At 43.9% G+C, this 16,579-nt stretch carries 16 protein-coding genes and 1 riboswitch; all 16 genes read right to left on the reverse strand.

Features of this window, described 5'->3' with window-relative positions; all coding sequences use genetic code 11:
* Nucleotides 1–61: 61 nt before the first annotated feature.
* Nucleotides 62–562, reverse strand: a complete 501-nt coding sequence (locus tag WKT00_RS03385) for a threonine/serine exporter family protein (protein ID WP_101694152.1) — start codon at nucleotides 560–562, stop codon at nucleotides 62–64.
* A complete protein-coding gene (locus WKT00_RS03390; protein ID WP_340260963.1) occupies nucleotides 559–1,785 on the reverse strand; it encodes a GNAT family N-acetyltransferase in 1,227 nt (408 codons plus the stop codon). Before WKT00_RS03390 ends, WKT00_RS03385 begins: the two co-directional genes overlap by 4 nt.
* Nucleotides 1,786–1,842: 57 nt before the next feature.
* On the reverse strand, nucleotides 1,843–2,784 hold the full coding sequence (locus WKT00_RS03395; protein WP_101694150.1) for an InlB B-repeat-containing protein: 942 nt from the start codon (nucleotides 2,782–2,784) through the stop codon (nucleotides 1,843–1,845).
* A 99-nt stretch (nucleotides 2,785–2,883) separates the two neighbouring features.
* The gene (gene grdD, locus WKT00_RS03400; RefSeq protein WP_340260966.1) at nucleotides 2,884–4,038 is read right to left on the reverse strand and encodes a glycine/sarcosine/betaine reductase complex component C subunit alpha; all 1,155 of its coding nucleotides are present in this window, start codon (nucleotides 4,036–4,038) and stop codon (nucleotides 2,884–2,886) included.
* Nucleotides 4,039–4,050: 12 nt separating this feature from the next.
* Nucleotides 4,051–5,589 (reverse strand): glycine/sarcosine/betaine reductase complex component C subunit beta, encoded by a 1,539-nt coding sequence (gene grdC, locus WKT00_RS03405; protein WP_340260968.1) that lies wholly within the window; start codon nucleotides 5,587–5,589, stop codon nucleotides 4,051–4,053.
* A 90-nt stretch (nucleotides 5,590–5,679) separates the two neighbouring features.
* Nucleotides 5,680–6,141 carry a glycine/sarcosine/betaine reductase complex selenoprotein A gene (grdA, locus tag WKT00_RS03410; RefSeq protein ID WP_101694147.1) on the reverse strand — a complete coding sequence of 154 codons (462 nt, stop codon included), beginning with the start codon at nucleotides 6,139–6,141 and terminating at the stop codon, nucleotides 5,680–5,682.
* A 68-nt stretch (nucleotides 6,142–6,209) separates the two neighbouring features.
* Nucleotides 6,210–6,527 carry a thioredoxin TrxA gene (gene trxA / locus WKT00_RS03415; RefSeq protein ID WP_173814340.1) on the reverse strand — a complete coding sequence of 106 codons (318 nt, stop codon included), beginning with the start codon at nucleotides 6,525–6,527 and terminating at the stop codon, nucleotides 6,210–6,212.
* A 38-nt stretch (nucleotides 6,528–6,565) separates the two neighbouring features.
* Nucleotides 6,566–7,510: a thioredoxin-disulfide reductase gene (gene trxB, locus WKT00_RS03420; RefSeq protein ID WP_101694145.1), complete on the reverse strand. Its 945-nt coding sequence runs from the start codon at nucleotides 7,508–7,510 to the stop codon at nucleotides 6,566–6,568.
* Nucleotides 7,511–7,579: 69 nt separating this feature from the next.
* A complete protein-coding gene (gene grdB / locus WKT00_RS03425; protein ID WP_101694144.1) occupies nucleotides 7,580–8,890 on the reverse strand; it encodes a glycine reductase complex selenoprotein B in 1,311 nt (436 codons plus the stop codon).
* Between the two features lie 17 nt (nucleotides 8,891–8,907).
* Nucleotides 8,908–10,188: a glycine/sarcosine/betaine reductase component B subunit gene (locus WKT00_RS03430; protein ID WP_200816233.1), complete on the reverse strand. Its 1,281-nt coding sequence runs from the start codon at nucleotides 10,186–10,188 to the stop codon at nucleotides 8,908–8,910.
* A 74-nt stretch (nucleotides 10,189–10,262) separates the two neighbouring features.
* On the reverse strand, nucleotides 10,263–10,658 hold the full coding sequence (locus tag WKT00_RS03435; RefSeq protein ID WP_173814342.1) for a GrdX family protein: 396 nt from the start codon (nucleotides 10,656–10,658) through the stop codon (nucleotides 10,263–10,265).
* A gap of 171 nt (nucleotides 10,659–10,829) precedes the next feature.
* A riboswitch (glycine riboswitch) is annotated at nucleotides 10,830–10,942 on the reverse strand.
* 159 nt (nucleotides 10,943–11,101) lie between these two features.
* On the reverse strand, nucleotides 11,102–12,466 hold the full coding sequence (locus WKT00_RS03440) for an alanine/glycine:cation symporter family protein (RefSeq protein WP_101694142.1): 1,365 nt from the start codon (nucleotides 12,464–12,466) through the stop codon (nucleotides 11,102–11,104).
* 241 nt (nucleotides 12,467–12,707) lie between these two features.
* Nucleotides 12,708–14,141 (reverse strand): adenylosuccinate lyase, encoded by a 1,434-nt coding sequence (gene purB, locus WKT00_RS03445; protein ID WP_101694141.1) that lies wholly within the window; start codon nucleotides 14,139–14,141, stop codon nucleotides 12,708–12,710.
* 79 nt (nucleotides 14,142–14,220) lie between these two features.
* Nucleotides 14,221–14,907 carry an amino acid ABC transporter ATP-binding protein gene (locus tag WKT00_RS03450; protein ID WP_101694140.1) on the reverse strand — a complete coding sequence of 229 codons (687 nt, stop codon included), beginning with the start codon at nucleotides 14,905–14,907 and terminating at the stop codon, nucleotides 14,221–14,223.
* Nucleotides 14,908–14,919: 12 nt separating this feature from the next.
* Nucleotides 14,920–15,570, reverse strand: a complete 651-nt coding sequence (locus tag WKT00_RS03455) for an amino acid ABC transporter permease (RefSeq protein WP_101694139.1) — start codon at nucleotides 15,568–15,570, stop codon at nucleotides 14,920–14,922.
* Between the two features lie 61 nt (nucleotides 15,571–15,631).
* Complete coding sequence (locus WKT00_RS03460) at nucleotides 15,632–16,471, reverse strand: amino acid ABC transporter substrate-binding protein (protein WP_340260978.1); 840 nt, start codon at nucleotides 16,469–16,471, stop codon at nucleotides 15,632–15,634.
* Nucleotides 16,472–16,579 lie beyond the last annotated feature (108 nt).

Below are 16,579 nucleotides of genomic sequence, written 5' to 3' on the forward strand. Positions count from 1 at the left end.
GTCCTCTAATCTCCTAACTTTTATTACTGTTTTTTATTGTAACACAGGCGGCATTGTTCCTTCAACCTTGCAGCCGATTTTTACGATTTCTCCTAAACCGGATCTTCCTAAGTCTGATCTTTTGACGCCAATATCCCATCTGGAATGCTTCACGCGGAATGGAAATAATAAAGGCGATACCCAACACAATGCCAAATGCAATCTTAATGGATTCCATTCCTTTCTGCGCCGCCATAGACAACTGATTCATAACCAAATAGTACGCCGTATAATACACTCCGGCCCCCGGTACCAGCGGGATAATCCCGGATACCAGAAAAATGGTAATCGGACACTTCATCCGCACGGTCAGCATTCGTGAAATCAGAACTACCATAAGCGCTGCCAGAAAGGACGCTACCGCAGAAGATGCATACAAGTGTACGCCTTTGTATACCAGCCATCCGACCGCACCGGTCATTCCACAACTTAAATAATATCGCTTCGGAACATTAAACATCATGGCAAATCCAACGGTTCCCATAAATGCACACACGCCATTGACAAGGATTCCTTCTATCATATCATCCCTCCCAATCTATAATAAAGACTTAATACGCATCCCACTCCGATCGCGATATATACGAACACCAAGAGCGCGTCTATCATACGGACCGTTCCCGACAGAAAATCACTATCCGCAATATCACGGATTGCATTGACAAATGCAAGTCCCGGCACCAGTGGCATAATCGCCCCGATAATAATGCCGTCAATCCGCATCGCATTCCAGAAAATCAAATACTGGAAAAGCAGCGTAAATGCGGTAATCAAAACTCCGCCGATGATATTGACAATAATTTTCGACATATGGTTGCGCTTTCCGATCAATACCCAGACATTTACCAAACAGCCGATGACAAAGGCCACCGCACTTTCTAACGGTGTAGAACCAAGCATCACTCCAAAAAATCCGCTTCCGATACCACCGGCAAGAATCTGTACATATGCCTTCTTTGGCGGTATCTCATCGATCTCTTTCAGTCGTTCTACCGCCTCATTAATGGTCACATGACCTGCTGAAATCTCTCTGGAAAGATCATTAACTTCCGCCACAACTCCAAGATGCGGTGCAGATAACGGAACGTGTTTTACTCTTGTATACGCCTCTTCCTCCCCATTTTCTGCGCTGACAAAAATCGCATGGCTCAGTGTAAAGATATCTACATGATTGACGTGAAACCGTTTACAGATCCGGGTAATGGTCTCCTCCACACGAAAGATCTCCGCCCCGTTTTTCAACAGGATTCGTCCTGCTTCAATCGCCATATCTACGACTTTTTTTACATCCAGCTTTGACTCTAGTGATTTTTTCAAATATATCATATCTACCAGGCGAACTCCTTCCTCGTAGATGGGTTCTTTGTAATGGTCTACAAAAAAATTGGCAATGATATGAGAGTTTACAAATCCACATTTCTCATAAAATCCAATTGTCTTTCTGCTGTTTCCCGTTCCCACATACATGGTATCGCACTGGCCGCTGTAATATTCACACACAAAATTTATCATATATCTGCCATAGCCCTTTCCCTGATCTTCCGTGAGCGTCGCAATATTCTTCAACTCACATTTATGATTCTTAAGAAGGGTTACCACGCAGACGGTTTTCACTTCTCCCTGATCCTTCAGGATAAACATATCGCCTTCATCCAGATACCGGTCCACCATGTCTTCCTGAGGATCTGCCACAAGAAGCAGATACATATAATCCCGCTTATCTTTGGTAATCTGTTGAATCTCCATCTTCTTTTCCTGCCTCCGATTTAATCCAACCTATTATAGCACCTGCTTCTTCAGAATTCAATCCGTGAATGGATCTTTTACTACTGCTCCATTCCTATGGTACAGCACGCCATCTTCACTATAATAAGATGGATTGGCCGGATCTGCCTCAATATACCAAAGCGGTTTTAATGAATCCAGTGCACCTTCTTCAATCTCTGTAATATTTGCCGTAATATAAAGCTCCAACACAGATTCATTCACGCCGTCAAATGCACCGGAAGCAATTCCGACACAATCCGGGCTTACCGGAAGTAAGAAGATTCCGTCTGCCACCAACAATTCGGACGTACATCCAATTAAGTATCCCCTCGCATCGGAGATGAAGCCGGCAAAATCTTTCCAACCGGCATACAAATCTAGTTCACTGATTCCTTCTTCTACCCCTTCATAAGGAATGGTACAGGCAGCATCCAGATACCAACCGGAGAACTCTTTCCCAAGTCTTCTTGGCTTCGTCCATGAAGCACCCACATCCGATATCTGTTCCTGATGTACGGATAATTCCGGCGCACCTCCATTCCCATGAAGGCGAACGGTACAGACTGAGGGCGCAGGAAGAGCATCCCCATGTCCGCCCATCTGATTTCCTTCTGCCACACTACCGGGATTTGCAAAAGACTTCTCTATCGCCACATTCCTGGTGACTTCTGGCGCATTCGCTTGTTCAACCTCCCTTAATATCGTTATCCGTTCCGCACCTTCTGTCACTGCTATCCCGGGAAGTTCAGCCATGTTTAATAGCTCTATATTCTCATCTATCCGTTCATCTGTACCTGCGCTGCTTCGCATGTGAAGCGAAGCAGATGCCTCCAGCTTATATTCTCGATCCATCATTCCCGTCACCGCGCAAGTGTACAGAAATACCAGTCCTGCCACAACACAGATACTGATCCATATCCTGTGAATCAAACCCTTTTTCTCATATTCTACTTCATTCAGTCTGAGTATCGCTTCCATCTCTTACCATCTCACCTCATATTTTTGATTCTGATCAACAGAAAAGTGGCATCTTGCCACAGCAAGCGCCACTTTCCCCAAGATGATCACTCATACTTTTTAATTAATGTATCCGGCTTTCTTTAATTCTTCCTCAGCCTTTGCAAGGTTTGCATCTGATACACGGATGATCGGTCCCGTACATCCCATACCACTTTCTGCATAAACTCCAATCTTCCACAGCACTTTAACTGCATCTTCCAGATCCATAACTTCAATTCCCGGAATCTGTGCTGTTACGATCTCCTTCGGAGGCTCTTTTACCTCTTCTTCTGCAGCTGCCGGTTTAGATGCCGCCTTCACAGATCCTAAAATCTCATCAAAGCCAGCTTTCTTAACTGCTGCAAATTCCTCTTTTGCAACCTCAAATACTTTTCCTTTTACCAGCTGTGCTGCATAGCGAATTGCATTTGCAATCACCGGTGCACCACTGGCTCTTGATACGATCATTACCAGCTGTTCGTACCCTTCCCCAATTCCCGGGCCGTAGCCATAACCAGTTGCTTCAAAGCTTCCGCCTGTATTTGCAGAAGAAAGCATTTTCACCAGGATATTTCCGGTTAAAGAGTCTGTTACCATAATATCCGGAGATGCCTGAAGGACATCGTTTCCTCTCATAACGCATCCGCCATCTGCTCTTCCTGACTCCGCAAATGTGATTTCATATCCCTGGTCTTTCAACTGTTTCAGTGCTTTTTCCGTCTGACGGGCACCGTCTACATTCAGAATTCCAACGGTTGGATTGGCATTTCCACAAGCCTTTGCAGCAATGATTCCGTATACTGCATTTTTAATCATGCCTTCCACGCGGTCTGTACTGGAAGTTCCCGTTGTATTCGCGATGTACATTTCTTTTCCCTGCGCCGGTGTTACACAACGTCCAACGGTAGATACGCCGATTGGAAATGGGAAATGCATCGTCACTGCTGCATCTACTTCTTTGCTTGCCAGCAGCTCTTCCATCTTGTCATGGCCTTCTTCATCATTTGCCACTTTAATGGTCGTCACACCATCTGCTTCCAGAGTTCCGATATAGAACACATCAATTCCATCCTTTGCAGCCGCTTCTGCAGCTGCCATAGAATTCTCTTCTCCGTGCTCACTTCCCATACCGGTAAGCGCAATCTTTGGTCGTTTTCCAAAGCTTCCAGTCTCCAGACCCTGTGCCATCTCCATAAAAGTGTCTGCAATCATTTTTTCAATATTCTTTGCCATCGTAACCACCCCTTACTCTGCCATCAGGGTAGCAGCAAAATCTTTCATAGCCTTTGCGATCAGTCCTTTTACCTCTTCTTCAGATACACCTGCAGCCGCTTCTGCTTCTGCTTTCGTATTTGCCTGAATCACAAAAGATACACCGTCGAATAAGTTGGTCATACGTCCAAGGAACAGACTTCCTTTTCCAACGATCATTGCTCTCTTCATCTTTCCTGCAAGGATATCCTCTCTTGCAAATCCAATATATGGAACACCTGATGGAATATGTCCCTGTGTTGGAGCCCATCCGGTCAAACCATGTTCTTTCGTAAAGCTTGCCAGTTCTTTCCGATCCAGTTCTCCGCGTTTTACTGCAAGAGCTGCGATCATCTTATAGTTTGCCATCGGAACATCTCCTGCTCCTGCCGGCTTTGTGATATCCGGATTCTGCATCTCTGGAGAGTACTTGTCAATATCCGTAATCTTAAGTCCTGCTCTTTCAAGAGGATCTGCAACAAGGCTTCCAATTACGTTCTGCGGAGCACTTCCTGTTCCTACCGTATGCCGTCCGAGAATATCAAGATTGATCTCTGGATTTTCACCGTCATTTTCTGCAACAATTACACAGAATCCTGCCAAACAATCCTCTAAGATCGGAAGACCTTTCTTTACATGGTCTTTTCCGTTCATACCAAGCTTTGCTGTACATCCGCCTGCTGTAACTGCCACACATTTGTAAGCTCCGGATTTAACAAGAGCTGCTGCTTCAATCAATGCGTGAGATGGTCCGGCACAGAATCCGCGGGCATCTGAACCTGTTGCATTATTCAGCATTGCAATTTCTGCTGCCGCTTTGGCAAAGTTTCCTCCACCTCTCTGATTCATATCTCCACATGCTTCCTCTGCACAGTCGATCACGTACTCTACGTCATCTTTGCTGATTCCTGCATTCTTTACGCCATACAATAATGCAAGCACGCTGGATGCCTTACTCATTAAGTTCTCATGCATAACATGAGCAGACAGATTCACATCGATATCATGCGCTCTCTTAACACATCCAACCAGTTTTCCTGCAACATAAAGACCTTCTGCATGTTCTTCATTAACAACTTTTTCAATCTCAGCAAGTTCCATACCCTCATGGAGTCTTGCCACAATATCCTCTGTAATAATTGGATCTGCAGCAAACGCCTCTTTATACGCTGCTACAAACTCTTTATCAAGCATTACCACTTCAAACTGATCGCATGCCTGAACAAGAAGAATAAACTCTTCTTCTGGCATGATCTCACCGTATTTTCCATATCTCTCTGCTCCGTCTTTTTTCTTGTCATAATATGGAAATTCCACTTCTGCAAGATCATCCGGAGTTGCATTACCAATATATACCTGATTCGGCCAATAGCTCACACAATCCTCGTAAGAACGAAGATGACTCTCTAACTCTTTCAAATACTCAGATTTCGGATTTACGATTCTTTCTGTTGTCTGAGTTGTTCCGTTATATACCACCATCTGTGGTGTATGCGCAAGCACATAGCTTGCTCCTTTAATTACACTATTCATTGCAGTTTTCCACCTTTCATCGTTCTGAAAAAGAGGGGCAGTCCCCGATGTGGGAACACATGGGTCTGCCCCGTCTTCATAGCATGATTTCTATACCTGCTCTCTGATAGCTTCCATCTCTGATACGATATCGTCTACGTCAAGAACCATTTCCATCATACCAACCTGTTCATCATAAACTGCTTCGTCAAACTCTTCTTTGATCTCAGGTTCACATACATGATATACCGTGAGTCCAAGCTGGACCCCTGTCAATGGACCTGCGAAAGTAGGATCACCTAACGTAACGGTTTCTGCTGCAAGACCTGCAGCTTCACCTTCTGCTGCTCCAAGAACTACTACTAAGTTCTCTGCACCATACTCGTCAGCGAATTCTTTTACTCTCTTCTGGTTTTCCAGATCCATTGCGCCTGCGCTCGTTCAGACGAAACACTCCGTTGATGAAAATACAATCTCAGCGCCAGCAGTTTTTACGCACTCAGCAATTGCTGGTCCCGGGATTCCATCACGGTCTCCGATAATTATTGCTTTTTTCCCTTCTAAAATAGCCATAATTATGCTTTCTCCTTTCTTATGTGGTAAAAAACATGTTTATATATGATCAAGAAACACTCTGTAATTTAGATGTATTTCTGAATCATCGCTTCAATATTCTCCGGTGTAGCGTCATCTTTTATGACTTCTTCTACTTTTTCTCCATCTTTGTAAATAGCCATAACCGGAAGGCCAAGCACCTTCTGTGCAATTGCAAGACGGCGTGCCTTTGTTGTATTGAGAGAAGTAAATTTCATTTTATCGCCATATTTGTCAGCGAATCCATGAACGGTTGGCATAAGAGCCTGACATGGAACACATCCATCTCCATAGAAGTCTACAAATACATAGCCTTCTGCTTTCAATACTTCCTCTTCAAAATTTGTCTTATCAAGATCTAACATTGGTATCTCCTCCTTTTTGTTGTATATCCTTGCTGTTCTTAGAAGTAATCAGACATACTTCTTTCTACCTGAACTGCTGCGATTGCACCGTCAGCAGCTGCAGTAACAACCTGTCTTAAGCTCTTAACACGGACATCACCTGCTGCGTATACGCCAGGGATATTGGTATGCATATCTTCGTCCGTCTTAATATATCCTCTTTCATCCATGTCGATGATACCTTCAAATGGCTTGCTGTTCGGGATCGTTCCGATAAATCCGAATACGCCAAACATTCCGTCTTCTTCATCTGCTTCAACAGTTGTAACTTCACCCGTCTTAACATTTTTCACCTTCATCCACTGAAGAATATCGTCTCCGCCTACTTCCTCTACTACAGAATCCCACATAAATTCGATCTTCTCATTCTTAAATGCTTTCTCCTGAATAGATTTTGCAGCACGAAGTTCATTACGTCTGTGGATAATCGTAACTTTTCTTGCGAACTTGGTAAGGTACATTGCTTCTTCAACAGCAGAGTCTCCGCCTCCAACAACGTATACCTCAAAGTCTTCAAAAAAGTTTGCGTCACATGTTGCACAGTAGGATACACCTTTGCCCATGTATTCTGCTTCACCTTTACATCCGATTGGTCTTGCATGTGCACCTGTCGCAATGATCACATTACGTCCCTGATACTCAGCCTTTGCACTCTTTAAGACCTTTACCTCTCCCTCAAGAGATACTTCTGTAATGGTATCAGCCACACGCTCTGCTCCAAACTTTTCAGCCTGTGCAGTCATTCTTGCGATCAGAGATGGTCCTGATTCACCTTCTACAATCTGACCTGGATAGTTTTCAATTTCATCTGTAATCGCAATCTGTCCGCCATCCTGACCTTTTTCGATGATCAGAACGGAAAGACGGCTTCTTCCTGCGTATAGTCCTGCTGCTAAACCAGCAGGACCAGCACCCAGGACAATAACATCATAAATTTTACTCATTTTGTTATGTCTCCTTTAACACTTAAGTAGTCTTCACTACCAAGGCCTGGAAATTCTTCGCCTTGTGTATTAATCAAAAATTGTCTGTCCGTCAACTTCTGTTGTAAGAGCTTTCAGAGCTTTTTCAACAATATGACGACGCAGTTCTTTCTCCTCAGCCTTATCCAGAGCTGGATTTCCAAGTGGATGAGGAATTGCAATAGCCGGAACAATTCTGTTCGCTCCAACTGTCATGGAGATAGGTGTTACTGTACAAATATGTACAACAGGGATTCCTGCTCTTTCTACCTCTTTAACCATCGTTGCACCGCAACGAGTACAGGTACCTCAGGTAGAGGTAAGGATAACAGCATCTACTCCGTCAGCTTTCAGCTTCTGAGAAAACTCAGCTGCAAATGCCTTTGAAGATGCAACGGCTGTACCGTTACCTGTTGTTGTGTAGAACAGGTGATGAAGTTCTCCGATAATTCCTTCTTTTTCCATATCACGAAGCACATCAACCGGAAGAACACGGTCAGAGTCTTCGTTTGCGTATACTGGATCGTATCCGCCATGTGCGGTTTCATAGGTCTCTTCTGTCAAATCCATCACGCCTGTAATATCATACTCTCCATAGTGAGATGCACTTGAACTTTCGATATGATCCGGATTTCCCTTTGGAACAATACCGCCAGATGTAACCAGCGCAATCTTAGCATGAGCTAGATCTTTCACTGCCGGATTCGGATCAACCTTATCAAAGTCAGGCATTGGATACTCTGTCTCGTATGGCTTATCAGCCAGTTTCTTAAGGAGCATCTTAACCGCTCTCTGAGATCCTCTTTCCTTCTCAAAGAAATTCACACGAACACCGTTCGGAATGTATCCTTCTTCTGCAGACGCGCCGATTGGCTCGCCTTTTCCGATTTTAACAGCAAGTGGAGCCAGCTTCTTCACTGCGTCTCTCATACCTGCTGCGCTGTTCTTTGTTGATACAATGTAAACCTGAGACTTGAACATATCTGCTCCAGGGTTCTCTACATACATTCCTGTTACAGCTGGAATTCCAAGTTCCTCCTGAACTGCTGCTGCAATCGTTCCGCAGGCAACTCCGTAACGTCCTGCATTAAATGCAGGTCCTGCTACGAATACATCAGGATTCTGCTCTTTTACCATTGCCAAAATGTCAGCTTTTGCTTTTTCCAGGTTCTCATTGAAGTAAGAGTCACCACAAACGATTGTTGCAACAATCTCTGCTTCCTCTCCAAAATTCTGTGTCAGTGCCATACCCGGTCCAACGACTTCGCCCACACGAATCTCAGCCGGATAATCTGCTTTTTCTTCTCCACCAATCTGTGCAAAAAACTGATTGATGTAATGAACAACTCTTAATTTAGCCATCTTATTATCCTCCCTTCCTATCTTGCGCTCAGTTTGTTGAAACCTGTCTCATTGGTTGCACCTGTCAGTACCTGAAGCTCTACTTCCAGAGATCCGTCTTCGCGCAGCGTCTCTTCGCTTGCTCCGGCAATCTTGGTTACATAGTCCAAAGTTCCAATAACTTTATCAAGTTTCGGCAGGATAATTACCTGGTTTGCATTTCCGCCGGTAACTACTGCGTCTGCAGCTGGATCCGCATCTGCCAGAGACTGAGATTTACCATCGCGTCCTGCATACTCATCGGTAATGATAACTGTCTTTACGCCTTCTGCTTCAATCTTCTTACAGTTCATAATCAAGTCTGTATCCGGGTTACCAAATCCTTCCTGAGATACGATAACACCGTCTAAATCCAACATCTTACACAGTTTTGCTGTCCAGTCAGAAGAACGCATCTTATCAGCCAGATATACGTTTTCATTTGTAATAATATGGCATACAAAGTTCAAAGTTTTTCCATGCTGTTCAAACAGATCATGTACAACTGGGTTATTCAGGTGTACGTATGTTGGGTTCTTGTCACAAGCAGATACACAGTTACCGGATACGATTGCGCCATCCATAACCTCTGTAGGGCTTAAAATAGTAGGAACGATCTTCTTTGCATCCACACCGTATACATAAGTATCATGCAGAAGTCCCTGACTCTGCAGCATCTGTACATAAGCCACTCTCGGAAGATCTGGATATTTTTCCATTCCTTCTTTGATTGTGCATGTCTCATATACTTTTGTCTCGTCTGGAGTAAGTTCACGTGCCAGTTCCCCAATGTATGTAGCTACTCTGAATCCCGCAAATCTCACTGCCGCCTCGTAATCATGCTGTTTAATTCCATCAACCGGCTCGCATACCATAACCAGGTTCAGTGTCTTTGAGAATGGAGTGTAGTCTGCTCCAGGCCCCGTCATATCGATAATTCCTTCCTGGAATCCTACAATCTTACCAGCTGTAACAACAGCCATTCCTTTCAATGCGTAAGTTTTTCCTTCTCCTACCGTGTCTACCTTAGCGATAACTCCCGGGAAGATTCCTCCTCTTCCTTCTACTTTCACACGTGGTTCGATTACATCCTTAACCGGTGTAATTCTTACTGATTCACCTGGCTTTGCAATGTCTAATGATACGCTCTTAATCTTCTCGTCTTCAAGAGCTACAGCTTTTACAGCCTCCTCGGATACATACAGAATACCATCTTCGATCTTAGACTCAGATGCAAACTGGATATCCTTAATGTAAATGTGTCCCATTTCTAATCTCACTGGTGATTCCCTCCTTCAATATCTTTTGATATTATTGTTTTATTGTTTTAAGCATCAAGCTTTTAAAACCTTACTTAATGTTCACTCCACATCTGCGTATCTGCAGATGTAATACCGCTTTCGATCAGGGTAAGATCGATCAACTGAAAATCGCCATATACTTCCGGTTTGTATTTGTCTGACCGAAATGCAAACTTTCCGCACGCCTGTATGGCATTCTCGATAATCGCAAGCCCTTGTGCGTCGACCGCCCCCTTTTTTTCAGATACCATGATGGATTTATAGGGTGTTTCATTCGGCTTTACACTTCCGGATAAGGGATGCGACAAAAGTGTATGCCCCTCATGGATCCTGTCTCTGACGTCCTTTAGAATATCTTCATATGAAATTTCCTGATAAACCACATTGTGCGTTTCCCCAAGTTTGTCCCTGACCATAGGGTTGTTCGTAATAATCATATACCCATTCATCTGACCTGCTTACTCCTTCCGGTGTCATCTCTCTTTTTTCATCCTGCATATAAGATTAAAAAAAGGACGATTTAAACACATCTTCTGTGAGTAAGTCGTCCTTCCTGTCTTTTGCCCTGATAATGAATAAGCTTACTTAAAGTTATCATACAGCACAAGATTCAGAATGTGGTCCATTTCTCAGTCCTTTTGCCTGAAAGTTTCATCCGTCCACGCGACACCTCACATCTCGGATTTGCCTCTTCGGCGGCCGGATCACACCGACTCTCTCTTAAGAAATATCATTCCACTTATTGATTTCATTTATAGACAATCTAAATAATTCTCGTCATCTATGTCTATAATACTCGATTATTTTTCTATTTTCAACTGCCGTAACAAATTAAAATGATTTTAGTGATTTTGCATAAATATACTTTTTGATTTTTATGCAACTTCACAATCTATTTTTTCTTGGCATAATTCTGAAAATAATCATCATGTACTTTCTTAATCGTTTTGCTTAAGACGATCAAACCGATAAAGTTCGGAATCACCATCATAGAATTAAAGCAGTCTGCCATATTCCATACAAGATCAACCTGTGCAAGGGAACCAAGAACTACACATACACACACCAGTACGGAATAGATCTTTACAGCCTTTGGTCCAAACAGATACTTGATATTTGCCTGACCAAAGAAATACCATCCTACAATGGTAGAGAATGCGAAGAAGAACATACAAATCGCAATGAAAATGTCTCCTCCTTTTCCATACAGGGTAGAGAATGCATACTGGCTAAGTTCTGCTCCTGTAAGTCCTGTCGGGATGGATTTTGTTGTAATAATAACCAGTGCTGTCAGGTTCAATACTACGAAAGTATCAATGAACACACCTGTCATTGCCACAAATCCCTGTTCTACCGGGTGATTAACCTTTGCCACTGCATGTGCATGAGGGGTAGAACCCATACCGGCTTCATTGGAGAACAGTCCTCTTGCCACACCCTTTGTAAGAGCCAGCTTTATGGTTGCGCCAACCGCACCACCGGAGATCGCCGCCGGATTAAACGCACCCACAACAATTGCGTGGAACGCATATGGGATATTTCTCCAGTTATAGAAAATAACGATCAATGCACCCACAATGTAGAGGGCTGCCATAATTGGAACGATGATCTCCGTTACTTTCGCGATACGTTTCATACCACCCACAAAAACGAAGAGCGCAATCACTGCAACAACAACGCCCATAACCGGCTGTGGAATTCCAAATGCAGTGTGGAAAGATGCTGCAATAGAGTTAGACTGAACTGCATTTCCCATAAAGCCAAGTGCAAAGATAATCAACACTGCAAAAAGAGCGGCAAGGAATTTTCCAAATCCACCTTTGAATGCTGCACGGATATAATACACAGGTCCTCCTGTCACTTCTCCGTCCGCTCCTACCTGTTTGTACTTCTGTGCCATTAATGCCTCTGCATAGATGGTTGCCATTCCTAAGAAGGCCGCAATCCACATCCAAAAGATTGCTCCTGGTCCTCCCACTGCAATCGCTGTTGCTGCACCGGCAATATTACCCGTTCCTACCTGTGCTGCAATAGCTGTAGCAAGCGCCTGGAAAGAAGACATTCCGTCCGCACCGGCTTCCCCCTTCTTATGGAACAGTCCGCCGAAGGTTCTTCGCATTCCTTCGCCAAAGCCGCGCACCTGAATGAAACCAAGCCTGAATGTGAACCAGATTCCGCCACCAAGCAGAGCGATAATCAATATGTAGTCTGCAAGGTAGTGTTGAATTGTTAGTACGATGTTGTTTAATGTTTCCACAACATGCCCTCCTTTTTCCTATAGATATTTTGAATAATATCTTCGATATAATTCAATGGATCTATAATACCATGTATATGCTTCTGAATCAATCAAATTTCATAAAATCTTGTCATTTCTTTCACATATTTTTTATTTTTTTTACAAATTCTTTATCAAAGCACAAAAAGCCACCGTGAAACCGGCATATTTCACCAGTTTCACAGCAGCTTTTTTGTATATTCTGTACATTTCTTCGCTTTTATACGTTAATCTCCGCAGTCATTCCCAGACAATCCTTATTGCTTTCCAGTACAGGCGCCACAACATCTCTTAAGAATGCTTCCACCTGCACGGCTGCACGTCCTGTATATTTGGTCGGATCCATCGTCTTCTTGAGTTCTTCTTCACTAAGTCCAAACGCCGGATCTGCAGCAATCAGCTCCAGAAGATTGTTATCCAATCCTTTCTCCTTGACATTGCGTCCTGCCTCCATAGAAAGCTCACGAATCCGCTCATGGAGTTCCTGTCTGTCTCCCCCTGCTTTTACCGCATCCATCATAATATTCTCTGTCGCCATAAACGGAAGCTCTGACATCAGCCGCTTCTCAATTACCTTTGGATATACCACCAGTCCGTCCACCACATTCAGACACAGATCCAGAATTCCGTCAATTGCAAGGAATCCTTCCGGCACGCTTAAGCGCTTATTTGCAGAGTCATCCAAGGTTCGTTCAAACCACTGGGTCGCGGATGTAATAGCCGGATTCAGTGCATCGATCATTACATATCTGGATAATGATGCAATTCGTTCACTTCGCATCGGATTTCTCTTATATGCCATAGCAGAAGATCCAATCTGAGTCTTTTCAAACGGCTCTTCTACTTCTTTTAAATGCTGAAGCAAACGGATATCATTGGAAAACTTATGCGCACTCGCCGCAATTCCTGCCAATACATTCAATACACGAGTATCTACTTTTCTGGAATAGGTCTGTCCAGATACCGGATAGCACGCCTCAAATCCCATCTTCTTAGCAATCATCGGGTCAATCTTGTCAATGGTCTCCTGATCTCCATCGAACAGTTCCAGGAAGCTGGCCTGGGTTCCTGTCGTTCCTTTCGATCCAAGAAGCTTTAAGCTTCCCTTTACATACTCTAAATCTTCCAGATCCATCAAAAATTCCTGCATCCACAAAGACGCGCGCTTTCCAACGGTAGTTGGCTGCGCAGGCTGGAAATGAGTAAATGCAAGGGTCGGCTGATCCTTGTAGGTATCCGCAAACTTCGCAAGTTCTGCGATTACATTCACCAGCTTCTTCTTTACAATATCCAGCGCCTCCGCCATCAGAATCATATCTGTATTATCTCCTACATAACAGGAGGTTGCACCCAGATGAATAATTCCTTTTGCCTTCGGGCACTGCTGACCGTAGGCATAGACATGGGACATAACGTCATGGCGAACCAGTTTCTCTCTTTCTCTTGCCACCTCATAGTTAATATCATCTGCATGGGCACGCAGTTCTTCAATCTGCTCTTCCGTAATTGGAAGTCCAAGCTCACGCTCCGTCTCTGCCAATGCTATCCAAAGTCTTCTCCAGGTACGGAACTTTTTGTCCGGTGAAAAAATGTACTGCATCTCCCGGCTTGCATACCGCTCAGAAAGCGGGCTTTGATATCTGTCATTACTCATATCTGTCCTACTCCTCACTTTATATTGATTACAATTATAACACGTATAAGTATAATATAGAGAAAAGAGAAAAGCAATGTTACTCCTGCTCAAATTTTCCAAGGAACTCCCGCATTCTTTCATTGGATGAGCCAAATACTTCCTCCGGTGTCCCCTCTACCGCAATATAACCATTGTCCATAAAAATAATATGATCTGACACATTTTTTGCAAAATTCATCTCATGGGTCACGATCACCATCGTCATATGCTCTGCCGCCAGATCCTTGATCACCTTCAGGATCTCTCCGGTAAGCTCCGGATCCAACGCCGAAGTAGGCTCATCAAAAAACAGGATATCCGGCTTCATAGCCAGCGCCCGCGCAATGGATACGCGCTGCTGCTGTCCTCCCGACAACTGATAAGGATAGGCATTTTCCTTGTTGGACAATCCCATTTTCGCAAGAAGCTCTCTCGCTTCCCGGTACACCTCTTCTTTCTTTCTCTTCTGCACCTTTATCGGTGCATCCGTAATATTCTTTAATACTGAATAATGTGGGAACAAATTAAAGTTCTGAAACACCAGTCCAAATGTCCCCTCATACGTAATGAGCCCTTCATCCTGCGTCTCCAGCCCCGTCGCGCATCGAAGAAGAGTCGATTTCCCAGACCCGGAAGGGCCGATAATTCCAAGCACTTCCCCTTTGTCAACTGTAAGAGAGATGTCTTTCAGCACTTCTACACCGTTAAAACTTTTTTTGATATGCTTCATTTCCAGCAAACTCATGACTCTTCCTCCTTATTTGTAGTAGTTCAGTTTCTTTTCCAGGCGTTCCATCAAAAATGCCACCACAAAGTTGAAAATGTAATAGAACACTCCTGCAAATATAAACGGAATCATGGATGCCTGGGCTGACGCCAACGCTTTTGCCACGGTAAACATCTCCAAAATGCCGATGGTAAACGCAAGGGACGTATCTTTGACCAGTGTAATTGTCTCATTGGTCACAGACGGCAGAATCACCTTCACCACCTGCGGAAGAATAATCCGCATAAAGGTCTGCCCCTTACTATAACCTAAAATCTTCGCCGCTTCATACTGCCCATTCGGAATCGACTCAATTCCACCACGATAAATCTCTGCAAAATACGCTGCATAATTCAATACAAAACCTACCGCTACCGCCGTATTCTTCCAGGTCGGCGTATTCTGAATTCCGAACAGGTAAAACGGTCCAAAATAGATCATCATCAACTGAAGCATCAGCGGAGTTCCCCGCATAATCGATATATATACCTTGAAAATCCCGCGTACCAGCGGATTTTTTGCCATTCTTCCAAAGGCCACCAACATTCCCAAAGGCAGAGAAAATACAAGTGTCACTACAAAGATCAATAGTGATACTGCCATTCCTTCCCCCAGTTTACTCAACATCACTGATATTGCCATAACTTACTCCTTCTCGCAGAAAACGGGACGTCGTTTCTGACAGCCCCGTTATCCTGATCCTTTATTTTCCGATCGTTGTAATATCTTCGCCAAACCACTTCTCTGAGATCTTAGCCATTGTTCCATCAGCTGCCATCTCTTCCAGTGCCTTCTGAACCTGATCCCTTAAAGCTTCATTTCCTTTTGCAAATCCAATTCCATATTCTTCTGCTGCAATCTCTTTATCCAGAATCTTGAATGCCGCATCACGCTTCTCGATCTGATAAGATGCAACGACAATGTCCATTGCCACCGCATCGGCTGCTCCGGATTCCAGTTCCATAAATCCGGTATTGTAATCCGGGATCACCTGCAGATTTCCAAACGTTGCCGTCAACTCCTGGTTATCTTCCAGCGCTGCCTGTGCAGAAGAATCGGTCTGAACGTCTACAACCTTGCCTTCCAGATCCTTCTCGGAATCAATTCCTGAATTCTCTCTCACAACAAACACCTGCTTGTTGTTCAAATAAGGATCTGACCATGTATAATTATCTTCCCGTCCGTTCATAGTGAAACCGTTCCAGATACAATCAATTCCGCCGGATTCAAGCTCCGCATCCTTGGAATCCCATGCAATCGGCTTTGGCACAAATTCCAGTTCCAGTCTCTCACACACTTCCTGTGCCAGCTCCAGGTCAAAACCTGTGTACTCTCCGTCATCCCCCACAAATCCCATCGGTGGGAAATCCTGATCAAAGCCTACCGTAAAGGTATCTCCTGCCTTCTTTTCTTCATAAGCTTTGCTTTCCGTCTTCTTGTCATCCTTCTTCTCATCTGCTCCACTTTCCTGCTTGCCGCATCCAGCCAGCAGAGATACCGATACCATAGAAAGTGCAAGCACCATCGCCAAACGTTTTTTCATAATGAATTCCTCCCAGTTCAGATTATACAGCTCTCAATCACTTCTTTGTGTTACCATATTAGCAATTGATTACTTTACCACACTAAATTATGTGGTTATGATATCATA

The organism is Dorea sp. ICN-14282, from assembly GCF_037890115.1.
In the GTDB taxonomy this organism is placed as follows: domain Bacteria; phylum Bacillota; class Clostridia; order Lachnospirales; family Lachnospiraceae; genus Dorea_B; species Dorea_B phocaeensis.